Raw genomic sequence first — 21,156 nt, 5'->3', positions numbered from 1 at the left:
GCAGAAGTGTTTTTTCAAACGATTGATTTATTAGAAACATGCGCCGCTACTTTACGTTGTGATAGTACATAATAAATAGCGATTCCTAATGAGAAGATCAATATGCAGCTTAATACGTAAAACGGCAGCATGACTCCGACTTTAGATACACCCGCTGTAAACAACATTAATAATAAAATTCGTATTCCAGTACCAATTAGGCGAAATAAGCTGTCTACACGTCCCATTACTTCGTTTGGAATTTCCTCCATCATCAATACATTTCTCGCCACTCTTGTACCCGCATTTCCAACTGCATGAAAAATTGCAAGTCCATATAAGAAAATTACGGAAGGTTCAATAATCATTACGGTAATTGAAATTACATAAATGAACATCGTCATAACGATTGAAACTTCTGTTTTTACATATTTCATTATGAGTGGAATACAGATTCCTGCAACAACCGCTCCAACACCGTACATCATCCCCTCTATTGCGTATACAAAGGCATTGACTTTAAGTATATCCGAAATATAAACTGGTATTAAATAATTTGCCATCATAACACCTATAAACGGCATATAAGTGGCCAGTAAGAACCAAAAGAGCTTAGGACGTTTTTTCATAAAGTGAATTCCTTCAAACAATTGCTTCTTAAATATTATTTTTCTTTTCACTTCTTTTTTCTTTACGTACGGTATACATAAGAAAAGAAAAAATGCTCCAGCAAAAGTTAACATGTCTACTAACAAAATCCACTTCAAAGATACAATTTCAATTAAGAAGCTCGCGGCCGCTCCAGAAATAACTTGTGTTAACTGTCCTTGTATTTCCATCGTTCCACTTAAACTTTTATAATGTTCCGCTTGAAATATCTCTTGGTTGAACGCAAATATTGTAGGATAAAATAATAAATAGTAGAATGATCCGGCTATATAAATAAGAATATAGTGAATAGAATGATAAGGTTGCCCCGCAAATCCCCATATAACCATTATTCCAATTACGGCAATTCCGATTCCTTCGTTACATAGCAATAAAGATTTTCTTGAAAAACGATCAATACTTTGCCCAATGAGTGGTGTTAATAAAAACATAATGAGGGTTGCAATGATAGAAACATAACCAAACGTTGTCTCTCCTCCACTCTCTTTAATTAACAGCCACGGAATCGTTATCATAACAATTCCGGAACCAATAGCAGATAGACTATTGGCCCCTAGAATGTAATACAAGCGAGAATCATGATAAAGTGAGGACATATCACTCCACTCCTAGTTGCTTTTTCACCTCTTTATATACGCTCATATATGCTTTTAATTCTTTAACTACATCATGAATTAATGGTTTGGCATCTTCCCCAAGTTCACCATCTTGCACATGTAATCCATCAAGCACAACTTGTTTTGGAATTGCATTTGCATAAACACCTCTAGCGACCGTTCGCATGCTGTTTAATGCATTTATTCCACCTTTACCGCCACCAGCAACCGCTAACAACGCAACTGGTTTATGAATAAATTCACTACTACTTAAGTAATCTAAAGAGTTTTTCAGCGCACCGCTCATCGCATTATGATATTCTGGTGTACATAATACAACCCCATCCGCAGCTTTCACTAACGTTTTCAATTTTTTTACTGCCTCTAAATCACGTTGTGACTCTTCTCCATTGTATAAAGGTAACTCCTCAATTGCTAAATCATATAATTCCCCTTCAAATTGATCCGCAATATATTTTGCCACCACGCGAGTTCTACCAAATTTTCTTGGTGTACCGTTAATAACGACTAGTTTCATGATTATTTCTCCCCTTTGTTTTCAAGTTCTACTTATATATTATCAGAAATTTCTATACAAAACACAATATAAAGAGTTAACTTGTTTCATAAAATAGTATGATAAACAAAAAAGAACTCATACTTTCGTATGAGTTTCGTATAATTACTTTGTTTCATCTCTCAGACTCAATGTACCTAAACTTTCATTTGCTTCAAAATGATTATATGCTTTTTCCGCTAATTTTTTCCGTTCTTCTGGTAATTCTATATATTTCATTACGTTTTCAATTATTTTTTCGTACGGAGTAAATACAATTCCCGGCCACTCTACCTCATCTTCTGGATTACTATTTTCGGAAATAATAAATTTCTTATTTGCGACTGCATAAGACACGCGAGGTGTTTCAAGAATTCCTGATAAGTAAAAATGAATATTTAATATAATTTTAGCTCTAGCAATCAATTCATTTCTAACAATTCCCCACGCATTATTTTTAAAAACTATATTTAAATTCGGGGCAATCGCTTTTAGATGATCAAAAATAGCTTGCCGCCTCGGATTAAGGGCACCTATAAACAGAATATCAATATCTTCAGTAATCTCATCTTCAAATGCATCTTTTTTTATTTCCAAAGTTGGAGCATAGTTCATTTCTACATGTTTTATTTCTTTTCCTACCCCTTTTTGTTTTAGCCATTCTATATTTTGTTTACTATAATCCCAAATCACTCTATCTTTTAATAATATTAAATAAAGGGGGTGCGCATATGGACTTCCTTCGTATAGCTGTTCTAAATTATAAATAATTGCATCTTTCGGAAGAAGATTCGGGTTATATGCGTATGTATGTGCTCCAAAAACAACTGTATTCTTTACATTTTCCAGTATTGTTTCTGATATAATTACTGTATTTCCCTCCTGCTCCAACCGCCACTTTAAAGCTCGCGCAACATCTATGAAACTACCGTATGTCTTTGGACATATAAAAAGACAATAATCATATTCTTTATTCAAATAAGCTTCCATTAATTTTAAATTATTTTTATATAAATCTACATCCGGATGTTTAAGTGCTAACTCATTTGCATGTTTTCTTGCTACTTTATATAATCCAGCATAATAAGCAGCGATGCATCTTCTTAATTCGATTCTTTCACGATGTTCATCTAATACATCCATGTTTAAAAGAAGATTTGCGATACAATACGCTTTTAAATGATCACGATCATAATAATAGTCTAGTAGTGGCATCAATTCTTCATACGTATTTCCATGCACCGATTCTCCTAGTTCAATCGCCCATCGCATTAATTCCATGATTACTCCACTACTCCTTTAACCGAAAATGTATTTAATAAAATTTCGCATTATTCTCTACTATATTTGCTATATGAAATGGAATCTCTTCTTTAATCGATTCCAAATACTTTTGCGACACGGCCCCTAAATGTTTTTTATGAGGTATATAGAAAGCACTAATAGAAATTTCATAGTCAAATAAGTAATCATACACATGATAATCTACAAATAGAAGATCATCCTTTGGAAAAGGAATTTCCTTCCCTTGCAGAGCATACATCAAAGCAATATTGTTTTGAGATCGTAATCGATACAACCTTGCAAGTTGGTATAATGGCTCAGCCCGAGTTGGTCTATATTCCCACGCTTTTTGAAAATAAAAAACAGCTAATGCTAAATATTGCTCTTCTTGCCCTTTAACATTTTCTTTTTCATCAGCATCTGTCACTTCATTTTGTTTATTTGCTGAACGATTTGCTAACTGCTCATAACAAAATCCTATTCGCAATAACGAATAGAATACCTCTTCAACCCATCCCCCTGCTTCCACTCGTTTTTTATACCATTTAATCGAATCTTCAAATTGACTTAAATGAAAATAAGTCTGGGCTAAATAAAATAAATATCTTATATGCAAATCTGGCGTTGTTTCTGGGTCATTTATTCCTTGTAACAACAACCTCTCATCTCTTTCAAATTTATCAGCTTTACTCCCCCCATCTCCGGGATCATTCACGACAAGAGTCTCTAACCGATCTACCCTCGTATTGTAATTCGCTCCAACTTTTGAACGATCTATATCCCAATACTCATGAGTAACACCGACAGATTTCCATGGTAAAGAAGCTTTTAATAAACGTGTAAGCCAATATTTAATATGAACATCATATTGCAATGTAAGATAATGATCTTCCGTTAAGCTCGTTTTATCGAAATTCGGATCAACCTCTAAAATCATATCCGCATCTAATATTAATAAATAATCCGCTTCTGGATATGTTTTTTGCGCTAATGAAACTGCTAAGCTTCTGTTATAACCAAAGTTTTTAAACGGCTCATGATGAACTGTCCCAGGTATCTCATTTTCCTTACACCAATTTCCAATAATTTCAGGCGTATTATCCGTCGATCCAGTATCACAAATAGAAACATAATCTACAATTGATTTTGTTGCATTTAAACATCTTTCCATAATTCTAGACTCATTTTTGACGATCATACAAAGACATAACTTTTTTTCTTCCTTTACAGACTTCACTTGCTCATTTCCCATTTAACCACCTCATATTTTATTAACACGCTCTTCTCATATGTAACAACATTTTTTAGCTATACTGATGACATAAGCACCCTTTTACTATTTATGAAAACTTCATTTTATTTATTCTTACTTTTATGTTGGGACATATTTCATGCTTCGCTTTATATTTGATACAATCAATATAAAAAAACATAATACGGGAATCCGTACATTTCAAAGTCTAAGAGGAGGTTATATTTTGTTGGATTACATTTGGCTAGATGACAAATCACCAATTTTAGAACAACTACCAAGAAACTTTAAATCTGCAGCTATATTGCTACATCCTTTTGTCCAAATGCCTTTAGGATGGGAAAAGTCTGTGAGAAAAAGACCATATGAGCACATCTATCCTAGCGCTGAAGAAATCATTCATAATGGGAAGTCCGTTTCTTGGAAGGAAATGATGTCTTGTAGTGGATTACATTCATACGCAGACCTAGCAATGGCCATGTTGACTTCCATTAGTGCCTTTTCAGAAGAATATAAAAGAGAGGATTTAGCTGAAAAGCTACATTCAAACTTAAAAAAAGATTTTTATTATCCAACAGAAGATTATACGTCTATATTTTTATTACACAAATTACTTAAACTCCTCGGTTCTAGAGGTGCAAGAAATCTATATTTCTCTGAACCAATTCTTGATACAAACGGATTATTACAGGTAAATAATACTACTCCATTAGATATTTGGGACATTAGCAATAATGAGTTAATTATTACTGGCGAAGACAATGAGTATGCGTTTATGAGTATATACGATTCCTTTACAACCTTATTATTAGCTAAAGAAGAAAATATAGAATATATTGTTCAATCAATGAATGTTGAAGCTGTCATTTGTGACAAAAAAACGATGATTGATTGGTATTTGTAAATTAGTAATTTCTTAAACTATAAAAAAGAAACTTGCGCTTATGCACAAGTTTCTTTTCAAAAACATCCTTATTTTTTTACAACTTCATGTCCACCGAACTGATTACGTAGTGCTGAAACTACTTTTCCATGGAATGTATCATCTTCCTGAGAACGATAGCGCATAAATAATGACATCGCGATTACTGGTGCCGCTGCTTGTAACTCAAGCGCAGTTTCAACAGTCCATTTCCCTTCTCCTGAAGAGTTCATTACACCTTTAATGCCATCAAGTTTAGGATCATCTGCAAATGCTTTTTCAGTTAAGTCCATTAACCAACCGCGGATTACTGATCCGTTCGCCCATACTTTTGCAACATCTTCATAATTGAAATCAAAGTCACTCTTATCTAGTACTTCAAATCCTTCAGCGATTGCTTGCATCATGCCGTACTCAATACCGTTATGAACCATTTTTAAGAAATGACCACTACCAACGCGGCCAGCATAAGAATAGCCATTTTCTACTGCTAAATCTTTAAATAAAGGTTCTAATTGGTCATAAATTTCTTTTTCTCCACCAACCATTAAACAAGCACCGTATCTAGCTCCTTCTACACCGCCAGATGTACCGATATCTACATAATGTAACCCAAAGCTTTTCGCTTCTTCAGCACGGCGTAACGTATCTTTATAGAATGAATTTCCGCCTTCAATAACGATATCACCTTCATCTAATAACGGATACACATCTTTTAATACTGACTCTACAACTTCTCCTGCAGGCACCATTACCCAGATCGTACGAGGAGCTTCTAATTCAGCGATCATTTCTTTTAATGTATGACGTGCAGTAATTCCTAGTTTTCCTGCCTTTTCTACAAGCTCTTTATTTACATCGTATACAACTACTTCATGCTTGTCTTCATGTAAGTGTTCAGCTAATGGGAATCCCATTTTTCCTAATCCAATTAAACCTAGTTTCATATTAATCAATCTCCCATTCTATACAAATATATTTAATATCGAAATTAATCCAAGTGCTACAACTGATAGTATAGTCTCCATTGCGGTCCATGTTAATAATGTTTCTTTCACAGTCATTCCGAAATATTCTTTAATCATCCAAAATCCCGAATCATTCACGTGTGATAAAATTAATGACCCTGCGCCTGTTGCAAGTGCTAGTAATTCAACATTTACACCAGGTATACTTGCTGCAATCGGTGCTACAATTCCAGCTGCTGTCATCATAGAAACAGTTGCCGATCCAGTTGCGATTCGGATTAGTGCCGCAATTCCCCACCCTAATAATATCGGTGAAATATGCGATTCTTTCGCCATATCTGCAATTGTCGTTCCAATTCCAGAATCTAATAGTACTTTATTAAATGCGCCGCCTGCACCAATCACTAACAATATGTTTGCAATTGGACCAAGGCAATCATTTGTAAATTGTAATACTTTATCTTTCGAGAAACCTTTTGCATATCCAAGACTAAAGAAAGAGTAAATAGTTGCAATTAATAAAGCGACAATCGGATCTCCAGTAAAGTGTAATACTTGTGCTAGTTGACTCGTTTTATTTAATGCAACTTCTGCTATTGATGCACCAAGCATAAGAAATACTGGAAGTAAAATTGTAAACAATGTATTCCCAAAGCTAGGAAGCTCTTTTTTATTATCTTTTTCAGCAAATTGCTCCGCTATATCTAACGGTACTTCCTTATGTATACGAGCTCCAATCCATTTCCCGTAAAGTGGACCTGATATGATTGCAGTTGGAAGTCCGACAATTAATGCATATAAAATTGTCTTCCCTACATCTGCTTTAAAAATACCAACTGCCGCCATTGCCGCTGGATGCGGTGGAACAAGTCCGTGTACGACTGACAGTCCTGCTACTAGCGGAATACCGATTGTAATAAGTGATACCCCAGTTTCTAACGCAATTGTAAATACTAACGGAATTAATAGGACAAATCCAACTTGGAAAAATACCGGAATCCCTACTAAAAATGCAACGAACATCATCGCCCAGTGAACTCGTTTCTTCCCAAAACGATTAATTAATGTGTTAGCGATACGTTCAGCACCACCAGATTCGGCCATCATTTTTCCAAGCATCGTTCCTAGTGCTAAAACTATTGCTAAAAATCCTAACGTATTACCAAGCCCTAGTTTAATAGAATCAATAATTCCTGGATCTTTTGGTGAAGTTCCAATTAAAGGCATTCCCATTGCTAATCCTACACCAATTGCTGTTAAAATTAATGCGACAAATGGATGCCATTTTACTACCGTAATAAGTAAAAGTAGTATGACAACTGCCGCTAGTACGATCCCAACTACCATTTCTCCCAATCCCCCTATTATTTACGTTGGAAAGCAGCTATACAATCAAATTCTTCTTTCAAGCGATTGTAAAGTCGTTCATACATATAAAACATTTCTAAATATATAGCCGTATTTTCTTTATTCGGTACATGGTGATGAACAATATCAATCCAATCCTTTACCTCTTCAAGAGAATCAATTTTTCCTACAGCATATAAAGCAACTGCCGCTGCCCCAAGCGCAGATGCTTCATGACTTTCAGGTACAAGCAATTCTTTCCCCATCATATCGGACAACATTTGTCTCCAAAATGCAGATTTCGCAAACCCTCCTGAAACTCGTATTTCAGTAAGTGGCCCTGTACAATCTCTAATTGCGAGTGCTACTGAATATACACTCATACAAACACCTTCCATCACTGCACGTATAAAATGTTCTCGCTTATGTTGAAGATTGATTCCAAAGAATGTGCCACGAGCATTTGCATTCCAGTAAGGTGCGCGTTCTCCAGATAAGAAAGGTAAGAACAATAGCCCATCCGCTCCAGCTGGTACGCTTTCTGCATATTTAATTAATAAATCATAAGGATCAATTCCGAGCTTTCTTGCTACTTCTTGCTCTGGACTACCAAATTCATCACGTAACCATCTCAGTAATATTCCGCCGTTATTCGTTGGACCACCGATTACCCAGTGCTCATCTGTTAATGCGTAACAAAACGTTCTCCCTTTCTCATCTGTATTTATATTTGATGAGATTGTTCGAACCGCACCACTCGTTCCAATGGTAATTGCAGCCGCACCCGGTGATATCGCCCCAACTCCTACATTTGCAAGAACCCCATCACTTGCTCCTATGACAATTGGTGTCTCTGCACTTATCCCCATCTTCTGTGCTAATTCTGGCTTCATACCTGATAAAATATATGTAGTTGGTACAGGGGTTGATAATTGTTCTGGTGACATATGTAACATAGTTAAAACATCTTCATCCCAGTTTAATGTTTCTAAATTAAATAACCCCGTAGCAGAAGCAATCGAATAATCAACTACGTAGCGTGAAAATAATTGGTAAATCACATACTCTTTAATGGAAATGAATTTATAAGCACTTGTATATAACTCTGGTTCCTCTTCTTTCATCCATAACAATTTAGAAAGTGGTGACATCGGATGAATTGGTGTACCTGTACGTCTATAAATTTCATGCCCATTCATTTGTTGTAATAATTTTTCTGATTGCTTCGTACTTCGATTATCTGCCCAAATGATAGAACGCGTTAATGGCGCACCATTTTCATCTACTGCAATTAATGCGTGCATAGCTGTACTAATACCGATTGAAGAAATATCTTCTGGTAATACATTACCCTTTTCGATGGCAACGCTTACACTTTTGTATACAGCGGCACATATTACATCAGGATCTTGCTCAGCCCATCCGACGTTCGGTTGAATAATTGGGTAATCGATTGCATGTGATGCAATGACTTTTCCTTTTTCTGTGAACACAACCGTTTTCGTACTTGTGGTACCGATATCAATCCCGATTACTCTCCCCCTTGTTTCCATGCGAATCTTCCCTTCATTTCTAGCAAAATACGATTTAGTAAACCGTTTACATGAATTAGTATATAAAATATTTTTTCATTTATCAAGTTATAAAAAGAAAATTTTTTTCATATAAAAAAATAAATCTACTCATTCCATTTCACTTATACACTAAATTTAGCTACTCCTTGCGGTAAAATTACGTTATATTCGTTACGCAATACACTCTTTCCTCTCATTAACAACACATACATAGTCCTCCATACGTTCTACTCATTTGCATGAAGAAAGAGTTGAAAAGCAATATTCATTTTTAGCGGTCACGTAATATCGCTATCAAGCCAAGAAAAGTAACTACCCGCAGAATGAAAATTCTGTGCATTTTGCTCTTGTTTATTGTTTTAAGTTCACTAGTCCTTTTGTCTTGATAAAAATAGAGCGCGGCCCCTACTATTACTTTTTTATCTTGTAAATATATCTTGCATACTATAAAATTCAACAGTATTTTTATTTTTCAGAAAAATAAAACAATAATATAGAATTTATTGTATAATGTTGTAAAAAGATGTCGGAGGGATTTAATGTTAAATACAATATCTCAATTCACAATTAAGCTTTCATCAATTCTTTTGTCACTCTTACTATTATTAAATTTACCTTATTTATTTATCACTCAACAAGGATTTACCTTTCAACCAATTTATTTTTTTAATCAGATCGTTACCATGTTAAAACAGGTCTTCTCCCTTGAATCATTAGTGATTATAGGATCCGACCCGAAGTTTGGCCATTTCAAAAAAACACCATTATTTCCAACTGTTTTAGAACCTTACCTATATTCATTTACTATATTATTTTTAGCCTTTTTTCTTGCTCTCTTTTTATCATCTAGCACGGCATTTTTTTATTTTTTAGCAAAAGATTATATAAAAAAATGGATAAACCGAATTGTGTTCATATTAGAAGCTGTCCCTGATATGATGATGATGATTTGTTTGCAAATATTTTTCATATGGGTACTTCAGAAATTTGGGGAATCTCCTGTCACTATTATTTCTTTTAATGAAAATCGAGCTTATTTACTCCCTATTTTATCATTAGCTGTCTTACCTACATTACAAATGTTTCGGATGATGGTGTTATACATAAAAGAAGAACAAGGAAAACATTACGTAGAGGTTGCATATGGAAAAGGCCTTTCATCAAGTTATATATTATCCATTCATTTATTCAAAAATATATCTATCCACTTCTTCCACCATTTAAAAACGATTTTTGTTTTCTTACTTTCTAATTTATTCATTTTAGAATTTGTTTTTAATATGGAAGGCATTATTCAATTTTTATTTAATAAGGCGTTTGTTTCACCTCCAGCTACATTTATTATACTTGTTATGATTATTTTACCGTTTTACGCCATTTTCCAAATAATCTCATTCATGATGAATAGATGGAAAAAGCAATTGAAAGGAGTATCATTATGAAATCTATTTGGAAATCAAAACGCTTTTTAATCGGCTTTACTTATTTATTCATACTTATTTCAGCTAGTTTTATTTATAGTTGGTTCTTTAAAGATAACATCCCAAAACCTCCTCAGTTACTTTACAATGAAAATAACGAATTACTTGGAAAGGCCCCCTTTCCGCCTTCGTTAATTCCACCTTTTGGATCTGATCGTTTTGGAGAGTCTGTTTTCTTACAAATTGTAGAAGGAGCAAAATTTACTATTTTATTAGCCGTGGCAATTAGCTTCTTTCGAATTTTATGCGGAACATGTATAGGAATCCTCTTAAGTTTATTTGCTCCAAAACTCAAGAGATTTTTCCAGTCATGCTCAGAAGTTTTTTATTATATTCCAACTCTATTTATCGCATTCATACTTATCACGCCCGTTAATATTGTAATCACGTCAAATGCTGATGGGGTAGATCCAAATATTTCATTTACGTTTTATCAAGTACTCGTACTTATTTTCGTCGCTCTGCCTACACTTTCTTTATACATATCCTCAGAGGTTGATGAATTTATGAAACAAGATTACATCTTAAGTTCACAATTACTGGGGGCTAGTCGTTTTCATATTATTAAAAAACACTTACGAGTCTTATTACTTGACCGCTTATTTGTATTATTTATGGAACATATCGTCCAAACACTCATACTCGTTATCCATTTAGCGTTGCTTAACATTGTAATTGGCGGCATACAAATGCGTGAACTCTATGACGGAGTGCTCAAACCTGTTTCTCTATCTAATGATTGGGCAGGCCTTATTGGATTAAATCGTAATGAAATGAATCTTTCATGGTGGATTATTTTTTATACTCTCGCTTCATTCTTTATTACGATTCTATTTATTAAGCTTATGACCATCGGGATTCAAGATGCACTGAAAGCAAGAGATTCGCAAATTGTAGCAATTCAAAACGTTCCAGATCATAAAAAATTTGTTAAACATAAAGATTCTTTTTCGTTTGCAAATAAAGTAAACCTTTAATCGTTTCTCATTAATCAAGTATTAATTGGCATCGATATTAGTAGAAAATAAAGAAGATGATCCCTATTAAATACAGGGATCATCTTTTTATGCCGTCTAACTTTTTTTACATGTCCTTTGCTAGACTCACAATTTTTATATTTAAAGTGAATTATTTGCAATCACAATTATGTTTTTTAAAATCAATTACCATACGCCCTTGAATTCTACCTTGTTCCATTTCTTCGAATACATTTTGTACTTTATCTAGCGAACAAGTTTGAACAACCGGCACTACTTTTCCTTCTGCCCCAAACATAAACGCCTCTTCCAAATCTTTACGAGTACCAACTAGAGAACCAACTACTTCAATTCCATCCAGTACAAGTCGCGGGATGTTTAAGTCCATTGTTTCTACTGGTAGCCCTACTGCAACTACTTTACCGCAAGCACGTACTGCATCAACTGCTGAGTTAAAGGCTACTTTAGAGACTGCTGTTACTACCGCAGCATAAGCGCCACCAAGCTCCTCTTGAACAATTTTATCAGCAGGACCTTGAGAAATTGGATTGATAGTCATATCAGCACCAACTTCTTTCGCTAAGGCTAATTTGTCGTCATTAATGTCTACTGCGATTACCTTTGCACCAAATACATTTTTAGCATATTGGATAGCTAAGTTACCTAATCCACCGCAGCCATAGATTACAATAGGTTGACCAGGTTTAATATCTGATACTTTAATAGCTTTATATGTAGTTACACCAGCACATGTAATTGATGATGCTTGAGCAGGATCTAATCCTTCTGGTACTTTTACCGCATAATCAGCTGTAACGATACATTGTTCAGCCATACCACCATCTACTGAATAACCTGCGTTTTTAACTTCACGGCAAAATGTTTCTCTACCAGTTACGCAATATTCACAACGTCCACAAGATTGGAACATCCATGCAATACTTACACGGTCACCTATCTTTAGCGAATTAACATCATCAGCTATTTTCGTAACAATACCTACACCCTCATGACCAAGAATACGGCCATCAGTGTTACCAAAATCATGATTCGCAACGTGTAAATCAGTGTGGCAAACTCCACAATACTCTACATCTACTAACGCTTCACCTGAGCGTAACGGACGTAATTCTTTTTCAACCACTTCGATGTTTGCTTTGCTGTTTTTATTAACCACTACTGCTTTCATATGTGATCTCCCCTTTAGTGTTCTAGCGTTTTAATGAGTTTATCTCACAACTACTTTCCTCACTACTTTGGCTAGTTACCGTACCAAATTTAAGTATTCAATCATCATTACATGTTCATCATAACATGACACTTCATAAACAAATTGTGAAATTATGAACAATATTTGAATCATTACACAAATCGGTCTTTATTTTTAATTTTTAAAAATGAGAGTTTATCACTGACTATATGTAAGTCATACATTTCTAAAAGAAAAGAAAATAAATTAACAAACTTCTCAACGATAAAAAAAAGCTCTTTACTCAATATTTTCTACATTTAAACACTTAGTTTCACAGTAATAGCCTTTACCGCCAACATAAACTTTTTCTATTTTATTTTTGCTATTGGTTGCTAATTTAACTAATATTTCGGAAGGCGAGTGTAAAGAATAACCTTGTTCAAATACATAGACTTCTTTTTGCAAATAGTGCTGTTCATAAAGGTAGCAAGCTAATGCACCGTTTGAAGTTCCAGTCGCTGCTTCTTCATTAATGTCGTATAGTGGAGCAAAATTTCTGCATATAATTCGATTGTCATTAAAAGTATATAGATGCATCCCAACAACATTATAATACTTGCTGATTTCTTTAATTTTTTCAAAATTAGGTTGCAGTGCATGTAATTGTGTTTCGCTTTTTATAGGAATTAAAATATCTTTTAAGCCCGTGGAGACAATTTGGATTGGGTATTTATTGTCTATATCTTTAATGTCAAAACAGTCGGTGAACTCATTTGGAGATACAACATCATAGAATATCGGTTTATTTTGTTCCATGAATATGATGTCATCTGTTATGGTAATAGTAAGAACACCGCTGTTCGTTTCAATCGTATAGCGATTCTTGAAAATTTTATTTAAATGCATCAGTATCGCGAAAGAGCCAATTGTGGCATGACCACATAAATCAACTTCTTCTTTTGGAGTAAAATACTCAAATTTATAATCAGCAATTTCAGATTCTGATATAAATGCGGTTTCCGCATAACCCAGTTGTTTCGCTATTGTCATTTTTTGAGTAGTGGTCAATGTATTTGTATTCTCAATAAATACCACTCCTGCTTTATTTCCGCCTTTATGATCCTTGCTAAATGCACTTGCAACATAAACGGATATTTTCATAAGACACCTTCCTCACTTATAGTAAATTATATATAGAAAGCACTACATATAAATGTAATTGGATAAATTATCCATAAAATACGAGACAAACTATTTTTAGCATTTGAACTCTCCAAAAATAGTTTGTCTACAGTCTGAAAGCTCTTCATTTGAAGAGCTTTTTTATATTCGCTTCATCGAAATCGTTTCACGTATACTTTGTAAATTTTTAAGCGTTTCCTCTTGTCGCTGCAACGACAACCCTACATACAAAGTATCTAATAAGCTTAACTGTGCTAATCGTGATGAACTTGCTTCTGTGCGGAACTCAGTCTCACGTGTTGATGTATATAACGTTATATCAGCAAGTTGACTTAATGCTGATTTCTTATAGCTCGTAATCGCAATAATTTTGGCCCCTCTTGCTTTCGCTACTTCTAATGCTTCAAGTAATCCTTTATTGCTACCAGAGTGAGAAATGCCAATAACAACTGAATTTTTCGAGAGTAAACCTGCTCCCATAATTTGAAAATGCGAATCAGTATGAGCGATACAAGAAATACCCGTTCTCATAAACTTATGATACGCATCCATCGCAATAATACCAGAGCCACCATTTCCATAAAACTCAATTCGACTTGCTTCTTGCAAGGCTCGTACAGCCTGCTCAAGTGCTGTTTCATTTAGCAAATGTAAAGTATCTTGCAGTCCTGTAATATGCGAATGAAAAACTTTTTTAGCAACAGTTACCATACTATCTTCTGCTGATACCTCTTCATGAATATTTTGCATTGGTGTATGTACAATTTCACGGGCTAATGTAATCTTTAAATCTTGAAAACCTTGCAAACCAAGGTGTTTACATAAGCGGAATATCGTAGCTTCGGAACTATTCGTAACTTCAGCTAATTCTGTAATAGATTTATGTACAACATCTTGTGGATGTTTCAAAATATGTTCGGCAATACTTCGCAATTTCGGTGATAAACCATTTAACGAAGCCTGAATCTTTCCAATCCCACTTCTTGTACCAGGCATAGCATATCTTCCCCTTCCATCGTAGCTTTATCCTGTAAAAATCGATTAGTTTAACTAATCATCAGTGGGGATGGTCCCCCCTGATTAGAGTTTCACTTTATTGTACCTAATTATTAAAAGAAGAAAAACCTATATTAGGGATTACTATAAATTTTAATTGCTCCTATGTATTCTGTCATACGATATAACAGAATTATTCATACTTATGAATAATTCTCCCCATGTTTCACTGCGTATAATGCGGCTTGCGTACGATCATCCACTTCCAATTTAGCTAAAACGTTTGAAACGTGTGTTTTCACAGTTTGTTCTGTAATATGAAGTTCTGCTGCAATCTCCTTGTTGCTTCTTCCTTTCGCAATTTCACGAAGTACCTCTTGCTCTCTTTTCGTTAACATTGAAAAAGGATTTTCTATTTCCTTCTTTACTGCGGAACGCCCCATTAATGCAGGTGTTACTTTCGGGTGAAAATTCGCATTTCCTTGATGTACTGCAATAATAGAAGCGACAAGTTGCTCAGGTTGTACTTCTTTTAATTGATAACCATCTGCTCCAGCTTCAAGTGCTGGTATAACATAATCTTGCTCTGAAAAACTACTTAATATAAGTACCTTTATCGTCTCATCGTATTGCTTTAGACGTTTTGTCGCCTCAATTCCATCCATTTTCGGCATTGATACATCCATTAGTACGACATCTGGTTTTTCTTTTTGCACGAAATGTAATGCCTCTTCGCCATTTTCCGCTTCCCCAATAATTTCAAATTCTCCTCTCGTTTTCAAAAAGAATACAAGTCCTCTTCGAACGATATGATGATCCTCAACTAATAGCAATTTAATCTTCAATCTTATTCTCCCCTTCAAATCGGCAATTGAATTTCTATTTTTGTACCCTTTCTCAGCTCTGTTATAATTTGAAACGATCCCTTCATTAATTGAATACGTTCCTTCATACTTTTCAGGCCAAGTGCTGACTCCCTTACTTGATCTTGTATAAATCCTATTCCATTATCTTCTATGTAAAAAAATAACTGGTTATTTTCTATTTTTAAAAGAACATGTACCTTTTCACACGAAGCATGCTTTTTACAATTATGTAGCGCCTCTTGGCTAATACGCCATAAAACTTCTTCTATTTCATCCCCAATTGAAACCATCCCATCAATTCGAACTTCCACTTGAACTCCTAACAACTTCCCGTAATTTTGAATTGCTTCTGCTAATCCTTTCTCTAATCCTTCAGGTCTTAATTGCCAAATTAATAACGTCATCTCTTGTAATGCTTCTTGTGATAATTCTCCAATATAACTTAACATCTCTTGCAATTCTCTATCTTGCGTCATATTCAAAGTACCTTTTGCTGTTAGCATAATAGAAAATAACAATTGTTTTACTGAATCATGTAAATCACGTGCAAGTCGATTTCTTTCCGCTACCACTACATATTTACGTTCTTTCTCAACTAATTGAATACGTTGTATTGTCGTTCCAATTTGAAATGCAATTGATTCTAATAACGCTAACTCTTCCTCAGAAAAATGTGTCTTATGAGGCGCGGCTACATTTAATAGGCCAAATTTCTCTGATCCAGACCTAAGCGGAATTGTCGCATGATGTGTAACATCTTCTGTCTCTCCCCAATTACATTCAATTGCATCTTCTATTCGCTTACATTCAATAATATTAGTCGCTTTTTCTAATCTCCCATTCACAAAACGTTCTACACACCAACAGTTTCCTTCACACATCGGCTTCTTCTCTTGCCACGTAAGAGCCTCTGGTAAATTTTCGTCTACAAGCATGCTATGCTTTCCACTTTCATCAATAAAGAATATCCACCCTGTTTGTAAATTCATTACTTGTAACAATGTATGCAACACTTTTTCTAACATATCCTGTAAGTTTGTTGCTTCATTTAATAATTCAGCAATTTCTTTTAATGCTTCTAAACGATGCATCTCTTTTTCTTCAAAGTTCATTCTCATCACCAACTACAATTATAACATTAAGAAATTTCTAAATTCTATAAATAAAAAAAGAACCGAATTCCTTCAGCCCTTTCTTTATATCAATCATTTTATTATTGTTATTCTATCCAATGTTGGAATCAGAATTTTTGTTAACAAGCGATTCTACTTTAGCTGTCCGATAAAGATTGTCCACCATGAATATGCTGTAAACTTTCAGTAGTAACAACCATATTCGCTGCCGGCATTTGCACTTGATTCTTATGGAATATAGACATTAATTCAAATCTTACTTGTCTAGAAGTTTCAAAATAATCTTCTGGCTTTATTAAACCTGTAATACAAAATTCATAGCCAACATATTTCAGGTTAGGATTTAAGTCTGTAACACCGACGTATTTAAATGGTTCAACAGCCTCATCCTCTACTCTATAAAGAGTTTGATCCAATTTTTCATTGCATATAACACATACTTCTTCTAACAATTCCTTCACTCTTGTTGGATCTTCCTGATAACTTACCGTGATGCGTTCAATTACACGCATCCATCCTTTATTAAAATTTTGTATCGTTCTAATCTCTCCGTGTGGGATGGTAAGTAATTTTCCTGACCATTCACGTATTTGCATAAAACGAATACTAATCTCTTCAATAGTTCCTGAATTTGTTCCGTTAAAAGTTACAAAATCACCAACTCGAAACTCTTTGTCCGCTAATCTTGCAAAGCCTAATATAACATCTTTTAACATCTGTTGTGCAGCAAAACCGATGACAACTCCAGCTATCCCTGCACCTGCAATAATACTTTTTATATCTACAAATTGGCTAATTAAATATATGATAAGACTGATGATAATGATATATCTAAAAATAGATCGAATTACACTTTGAATCGTCTGCTCTACCTCTTCATCAAAAAAGCTTGATTTCCTAAAAAACCAATCAATAATACGGTTTATTACAAACGAAATAATGATTAAAACTAAAGCAAATAGCAAAAATCTTAAAAGTAAAAACTCCCTTACATAATTAAAAAATTCTTCAGTATACGTTAATAAACTCATCCATCCACTTCCTTAACTAATAAAAATTCTATACAAAGCCGCTATATTTTTTAAATTCATTAGACATTCTTCTATAAATATACCCTTTTTCATAACCTAAAGGGAGCTGGCAATTGAAATTTTTTATGACTTTACTTTAAAACTACACTACTCATCTCAACAAAAGGAAAACATTTACATTATATCGAATAGTTCATTTGAAAATATTATTACTCACGGAGGTTACAACCAATGGGATATATTGAAGAACTAAGAGAAGTTGTTGGATCAAGGCCACTCAATTTAGCAGGCGTTGCGGTAGCTGTTTTCAATGAACAAGGACAAATATTACTACAACAAAGGCGAAATGGCATGTGGGGTGTCCCAGGAGGTTTTGTGGAACTTGGTGAATCTACAGAAGAAGCTGGAAGACGAGAAGTACTTGAAGAAACAGGAATTGAAATTGGTACACTTCAGCTAGTAAGTGTATTTTCAGGTAAAGAATTTTTTGTGAAATTACCGAACGGAGATGAATTTTACCCTATGACAATCGCTTACCTTTGCAAAGATATTACAGGTGGCTCGCTACAAGCTGATCGAGTCGAATCATTACATGTACAGTTTTTTAATTTAAATGAGCTACCACAAAATATTAGTCCATTCATAAAAAAATTAATTGAGCAAAATGTCGTCTCGGTTTAAACGCAAAAAAGAGACCTTTTTAAAGGCCTCTTTTTCATTTCACTTCTGCATGTAAACAAGATTTAAAATGTCCAAGTGCAAATTCATGCCCTTGCGCATTAAAAGATGCAACTGCCTTTTCATAAACAACAATTTTAAATCCTTTATTATACGCATCTACTGCTGTATGAAGAACGCAAATATCAGTACAAACACCTACAAGATGAACTTCTTCTATTCCTCTTTCTCTTAACTTCATCTCTAAATCTGTTCCAGCAAACGCACTGTATCGCGTTTTATCCATATAATATACATTCTCAGCATTTTTATATGTTTCGTATACTTCTTGTAACTCACCGAATAAGTCTCTACCATTTGTACCTGCTATATTATGAGGAGGGAATAATTTCGTTTCGGGATGATATTCATCATTTTCTTCATGTTTATCAATTGCAAACACTACGTAATCTCCATTTTCAATATATTGCTTCGTTATATGTACAATTTCCTGTTCGATTTCTTGACCTGGTTTTCCGCAAGTTAAAGCGCCTTTTTCCGCTACAAAATCATATGTATAATCAATATTAATAAGAGCTCGTTTCATAACTACTATCTCCCCTTCTCCTGTTTCACAGTAAACAATAGAAAATTTGTTATTACGACATCGTATGTACTATTCGACATTTCAAATGAAATACCTACATTTTTCTTGTAAAACTTATCTTAATCAAAGTTTATCATAAAACAGGCACACAATGACAAAACATATACTTCCCATTAACAAGTCATAAGTTTGATAATTAAACGTAAGTTGATTAACGTCTTGTATAGTAACCCAAATTACTGACATGATTATACTAATCAAGAAGATACGAACATATCGATTCATACCTTCAACCTTTTTCTCCATCATAGTAGTAACAAGTGATTCCTTACTGCTTAATCGTACTAGAAAACGAAATAAATTATTCCCTATTACACCATTCCATCCAAACAAAAAAGCACACTACTTTTTTGAGTAATGTACTTTTTATTCTGATTAAGACGCAGGCTTTGTCTCAAATGTTGCTTGATTAAAACTAATAACCTTTCCTTTCGGGTCATTGTTTTCATACTGAACTGCAGTAATTGTATGACTACCTGTTTCCAGCGTCTTTTCTTTTAATTGTACTGTTGTCTGTGTTGTACTAGTTACTTGATGTTTATCTGTATACATTTGATCTACAAATATGAATGTTTCTTTATCACTTTGAAAATTAGAAAGTTCTAATTCAACTTGCTGAATTAAAGTATCCTTTTTGATGAATACAGTCGGTATATTTCCATTTTCAGAAGTACCATCTGGAGTAATAACTTTTACTTTCCCTTCTCCAATTGACATTGCGCCTTCAGGAAATACAACCATATTCTCATCACTTGCGTTTACAACTTGTTCTTCCTGTTTTGATTGCGCGTCCTCTTTTTCCTGTGGAGCACCGCAACCTACTAATAACAATACAGACAATCCAGTGATTATGAATTTTTTCAAAATTCATCCCCCCTGTCATTTGATTATAATTTATTATACAAAAATAACTTTTAAAACTTTTATGAACATATAGAAGCTTGCTCACGATTAATGTATCATACTTTCCTTAATAGAACATTAATTTTTTTTATGAAATAAATAGTAATTCCTTCTTATTTATCATTTTAGCCCAACAAATCGATATAATACCCGCTCCAAAATAAAAAGACATTGATATGTCCAATGTCTTTTTATTTTGCACTTTAAAAAACAAATGTTGTGATTTCTTCTACTTCTTTTCTTGGAAGTTTTTTTGGCTTATCTTTTGGAAATCCGAGTGAAATAACCATATTTATTTGTTTTTCAGGCTCAATTTGTAAATATTGGCGCAGTTCATCTTGAGCTAGCAATACTGGCCCTGTCATTGGACAAGTACCAAGTCCCTTTGCATGTGCAGCTAACATTAAGTTTTGTGCCGCTAAACAGCTACTCTTAATCCCTTCTTCTTCCCAAACTGAATCTGGAACAAAAGCAATGGGATCAAATATCTTTTCACGAAACTTTGATTCATATGGTGTTGCCAAGCATACGATTAATACTGGTGCCTCAGAGAAAGCTGTCGCATATGGTCCGAAAGAACGCGTAAGTAATTTCCCTGCTTTCTCTTCTCCATTATCTGTTGCTTTTGCCGCAAGTTTATGTAAAGCATCCCATGTCATTTGTTCAATTTCTTTAATCTTCTCTCGGTTCATAATGACCAAGAATTCCCACGTTTGTGAGTTCGTATCGCTCGGTGCATAACGAGCACAATCAATTATTTCTTTTATATCATTAGTAGATACTTCTTGTTCTGTGAACTTTCTAACACTTCGTCTTCCGTGAATTACTTCTTTAAAACCTTCATAATTCATACATTAAATCCCCTTTTTACAGCGTTTTCAAATCTTGTCCTACGCTTGAATTATATCATGAAAAAAAGCTGAA

Annotated in this window: 20 protein-coding genes; 4 read left to right on the top strand and 16 right to left on the bottom strand. The window is 34.2% G+C overall.

From position 1 onward, the window contains the following. Positions 1 to 14 precede the first annotated feature (14 nt). The 4 genes from AC0ONG_RS09885 to AC0ONG_RS09870 all read right to left on the bottom strand — a co-directional run bounded on the left by AC0ONG_RS09885 (position 15) and on the right by AC0ONG_RS09870 (position 4,336). On the bottom strand, positions 15 to 1,244 hold the full coding sequence (locus AC0ONG_RS09885; RefSeq protein WP_016077771.1) for an MFS transporter: 1,230 nt from the start codon (positions 1,242 to 1,244) through the stop codon (positions 15 to 17). A 1-nt stretch (position 1,245) separates the two neighbouring features. Continuing rightward, positions 1,246 to 1,782, bottom strand: a complete 537-nt coding sequence (locus AC0ONG_RS09880; protein WP_000780355.1) for an NADPH-dependent FMN reductase — start codon at positions 1,780 to 1,782, stop codon at positions 1,246 to 1,248. 144 nt (positions 1,783 to 1,926) lie between these two features. Beyond that, positions 1,927 to 3,081: a CgeB family protein gene (locus tag AC0ONG_RS09875; protein ID WP_000422331.1), complete on the bottom strand. Its 1,155-nt coding sequence runs from the start codon at positions 3,079 to 3,081 to the stop codon at positions 1,927 to 1,929. A gap of 34 nt (positions 3,082 to 3,115) precedes the next feature. Then, a complete protein-coding gene (locus AC0ONG_RS09870) occupies positions 3,116 to 4,336 on the bottom strand; it encodes a glycosyltransferase (RefSeq protein ID WP_000526233.1) in 1,221 nt (406 codons plus the stop codon). A gap of 139 nt (positions 4,337 to 4,475) precedes the next feature. Between AC0ONG_RS09870 and AC0ONG_RS09865 the strand changes: the two genes are divergently transcribed. Next, positions 4,476 to 5,240 carry a DUF2711 domain-containing protein gene (locus AC0ONG_RS09865; RefSeq protein WP_002082859.1) on the top strand — a complete coding sequence of 255 codons (765 nt, stop codon included), beginning with the start codon at positions 4,476 to 4,478 and terminating at the stop codon, positions 5,238 to 5,240. 68 nt (positions 5,241 to 5,308) lie between these two features. Here the strand turns inward: AC0ONG_RS09865 and gnd are convergent, their stop codons facing one another. From gnd to gntK, 3 genes are read right to left on the bottom strand one after another with little or no spacing between them, the layout of a single operon-like run. Then, positions 5,309 to 6,205 (bottom strand): phosphogluconate dehydrogenase (NAD(+)-dependent, decarboxylating), encoded by an 897-nt coding sequence (gnd, locus tag AC0ONG_RS09860; protein WP_000765981.1) that lies wholly within the window; start codon positions 6,203 to 6,205, stop codon positions 5,309 to 5,311. An 18-nt stretch (positions 6,206 to 6,223) separates the two neighbouring features. Further along, entirely contained in the window at positions 6,224 to 7,573 is a 1,350-nt protein-coding gene (locus AC0ONG_RS09855; protein WP_016077775.1) for a GntP family permease, read from the bottom strand. A 17-nt stretch (positions 7,574 to 7,590) separates the two neighbouring features. Then, positions 7,591 to 9,126 (bottom strand): gluconokinase, encoded by a 1,536-nt coding sequence (gntK, locus tag AC0ONG_RS09850; RefSeq protein WP_000449998.1) that lies wholly within the window; start codon positions 9,124 to 9,126, stop codon positions 7,591 to 7,593. 560 nt (positions 9,127 to 9,686) lie between these two features. Here gntK and AC0ONG_RS09845 point away from each other — a divergent pair. Continuing rightward, on the top strand, positions 9,687 to 10,589 hold the full coding sequence (locus tag AC0ONG_RS09845) for an ABC transporter permease subunit (RefSeq protein ID WP_000935300.1): 903 nt from the start codon (positions 9,687 to 9,689) through the stop codon (positions 10,587 to 10,589). Then, positions 10,586 to 11,605 carry an ABC transporter permease gene (locus tag AC0ONG_RS09840; protein ID WP_000836579.1) on the top strand — a complete coding sequence of 340 codons (1,020 nt, stop codon included), beginning with the start codon at positions 10,586 to 10,588 and terminating at the stop codon, positions 11,603 to 11,605. Before AC0ONG_RS09845 ends, AC0ONG_RS09840 begins: the two co-directional genes overlap by 4 nt. A gap of 151 nt (positions 11,606 to 11,756) precedes the next feature. On the opposite strand, the gene adhP is transcribed toward AC0ONG_RS09840, so the two are convergent. The 6 genes from adhP to AC0ONG_RS09810 form a co-directional block, all read right to left on the bottom strand. Continuing rightward, a complete protein-coding gene (gene adhP / locus AC0ONG_RS09835; RefSeq protein ID WP_000649140.1) occupies positions 11,757 to 12,794 on the bottom strand; it encodes an alcohol dehydrogenase AdhP in 1,038 nt (345 codons plus the stop codon). Positions 12,795 to 13,094: 300 nt separating this feature from the next. Next, on the bottom strand, positions 13,095 to 13,958 hold the full coding sequence (locus AC0ONG_RS09830) for a PhzF family phenazine biosynthesis protein (RefSeq protein ID WP_000704327.1): 864 nt from the start codon (positions 13,956 to 13,958) through the stop codon (positions 13,095 to 13,097). Between the two features lie 162 nt (positions 13,959 to 14,120). Further along, complete coding sequence (locus AC0ONG_RS09825; RefSeq protein ID WP_001119645.1) at positions 14,121 to 14,975, bottom strand: MurR/RpiR family transcriptional regulator; 855 nt, start codon at positions 14,973 to 14,975, stop codon at positions 14,121 to 14,123. A gap of 203 nt (positions 14,976 to 15,178) precedes the next feature. Next, the gene (casR, locus tag AC0ONG_RS09820) at positions 15,179 to 15,820 is read right to left on the bottom strand and encodes a two-component system response regulator CasR (protein WP_000694653.1); all 642 of its coding nucleotides are present in this window, start codon (positions 15,818 to 15,820) and stop codon (positions 15,179 to 15,181) included. A gap of 14 nt (positions 15,821 to 15,834) precedes the next feature. Further along, entirely contained in the window at positions 15,835 to 16,953 is a 1,119-nt protein-coding gene (gene casK / locus AC0ONG_RS09815) for a two-component system sensor histidine kinase CasK (RefSeq protein WP_001008458.1), read from the bottom strand. 158 nt (positions 16,954 to 17,111) lie between these two features. Beyond that, the gene (locus tag AC0ONG_RS09810) at positions 17,112 to 18,005 is read right to left on the bottom strand and encodes a mechanosensitive ion channel family protein (protein WP_000055429.1); all 894 of its coding nucleotides are present in this window, start codon (positions 18,003 to 18,005) and stop codon (positions 17,112 to 17,114) included. Between the two features lie 231 nt (positions 18,006 to 18,236). Here AC0ONG_RS09810 and AC0ONG_RS09805 point away from each other — a divergent pair, with 231 nt between their 5' ends. Next, positions 18,237 to 18,686: an NUDIX hydrolase gene (locus tag AC0ONG_RS09805; protein WP_000540506.1), complete on the top strand. Its 450-nt coding sequence runs from the start codon at positions 18,237 to 18,239 to the stop codon at positions 18,684 to 18,686. A 34-nt stretch (positions 18,687 to 18,720) separates the two neighbouring features. Here the strand turns inward: AC0ONG_RS09805 and AC0ONG_RS09800 are convergent, their stop codons facing one another. From AC0ONG_RS09800 to AC0ONG_RS09790, 3 genes are all read right to left on the bottom strand, one after another. Beyond that, entirely contained in the window at positions 18,721 to 19,269 is a 549-nt protein-coding gene (locus AC0ONG_RS09800; protein WP_000816792.1) for a cysteine hydrolase family protein, read from the bottom strand. A gap of 435 nt (positions 19,270 to 19,704) precedes the next feature. Further along, positions 19,705 to 20,193, bottom strand: a complete 489-nt coding sequence (locus AC0ONG_RS09795; protein ID WP_000713494.1) for a putative periplasmic lipoprotein — start codon at positions 20,191 to 20,193, stop codon at positions 19,705 to 19,707. 242 nt (positions 20,194 to 20,435) lie between these two features. Continuing rightward, on the bottom strand, positions 20,436 to 21,083 hold the full coding sequence (locus tag AC0ONG_RS09790) for a nitroreductase family protein (protein ID WP_001105348.1): 648 nt from the start codon (positions 21,081 to 21,083) through the stop codon (positions 20,436 to 20,438). Positions 21,084 to 21,156 lie beyond the last annotated feature (73 nt).

Source organism: Bacillus sp. TCT6, assembly GCF_056033845.1.
The sequence above is the reverse complement of the archived record's forward strand: the minus strand, read 5'-3'. Positions and strand labels throughout refer to the sequence as shown.

What these genes read in the sequence shown, in the direction of transcription:
- AC0ONG_RS09885 (WP_016077771.1), bottom strand. Translation starts at nt 1,244, where the DNA reads ATGTCCTCACTTTATCATGATTCTCGCTTGTATTACATTCTAGGGGCC.
- AC0ONG_RS09880 (WP_000780355.1), bottom strand. Translation starts at nt 1,782, where the DNA reads ATGAAACTAGTCGTTATTAACGGTACACCAAGAAAATTTGGTAGAACT.
- AC0ONG_RS09875 (WP_000422331.1), bottom strand. Translation starts at nt 3,081, where the DNA reads ATGGAATTAATGCGATGGGCGATTGAACTAGGAGAATCGGTGCATGGA.
- AC0ONG_RS09870 (WP_000526233.1), bottom strand. Translation starts at nt 4,336, where the DNA reads ATGGGAAATGAGCAAGTGAAGTCTGTAAAGGAAGAAAAAAAGTTATGT.
- AC0ONG_RS09865 (WP_002082859.1), top strand. Translation starts at nt 4,476, where the DNA reads ATGCTTCGCTTTATATTTGATACAATCAATATAAAAAAACATAATACG.
- gnd (WP_000765981.1), bottom strand. Translation starts at nt 6,205, where the DNA reads ATGAAACTAGGTTTAATTGGATTAGGAAAAATGGGATTCCCATTAGCT.
- AC0ONG_RS09855 (WP_016077775.1), bottom strand. Translation starts at nt 7,573, where the DNA reads ATGGTAGTTGGGATCGTACTAGCGGCAGTTGTCATACTACTTTTACTT.
- gntK (WP_000449998.1), bottom strand. Translation starts at nt 9,126, where the DNA reads ATGGAAACAAGGGGGAGAGTAATCGGGATTGATATCGGTACCACAAGT.
- AC0ONG_RS09845 (WP_000935300.1), top strand. Translation starts at nt 9,687, where the DNA reads ATGTTAAATACAATATCTCAATTCACAATTAAGCTTTCATCAATTCTT.
- AC0ONG_RS09840 (WP_000836579.1), top strand. Translation starts at nt 10,586, where the DNA reads ATGAAATCTATTTGGAAATCAAAACGCTTTTTAATCGGCTTTACTTAT.
- adhP (WP_000649140.1), bottom strand. Translation starts at nt 12,794, where the DNA reads ATGAAAGCAGTAGTGGTTAATAAAAACAGCAAAGCAAACATCGAAGTG.
- AC0ONG_RS09830 (WP_000704327.1), bottom strand. Translation starts at nt 13,958, where the DNA reads ATGAAAATATCCGTTTATGTTGCAAGTGCATTTAGCAAGGATCATAAA.
- AC0ONG_RS09825 (WP_001119645.1), bottom strand. Translation starts at nt 14,975, where the DNA reads ATGCCTGGTACAAGAAGTGGGATTGGAAAGATTCAGGCTTCGTTAAAT.
- casK (WP_001008458.1), bottom strand. Translation starts at nt 16,953, where the DNA reads ATGAACTTTGAAGAAAAAGAGATGCATCGTTTAGAAGCATTAAAAGAA.
- AC0ONG_RS09810 (WP_000055429.1), bottom strand. Translation starts at nt 18,005, where the DNA reads ATGAGTTTATTAACGTATACTGAAGAATTTTTTAATTATGTAAGGGAG.
- AC0ONG_RS09805 (WP_000540506.1), top strand. Translation starts at nt 18,237, where the DNA reads ATGGGATATATTGAAGAACTAAGAGAAGTTGTTGGATCAAGGCCACTC.
- AC0ONG_RS09800 (WP_000816792.1), bottom strand. Translation starts at nt 19,269, where the DNA reads ATGAAACGAGCTCTTATTAATATTGATTATACATATGATTTTGTAGCG.
- AC0ONG_RS09790 (WP_001105348.1), bottom strand. Translation starts at nt 21,083, where the DNA reads ATGAATTATGAAGGTTTTAAAGAAGTAATTCACGGAAGACGAAGTGTT.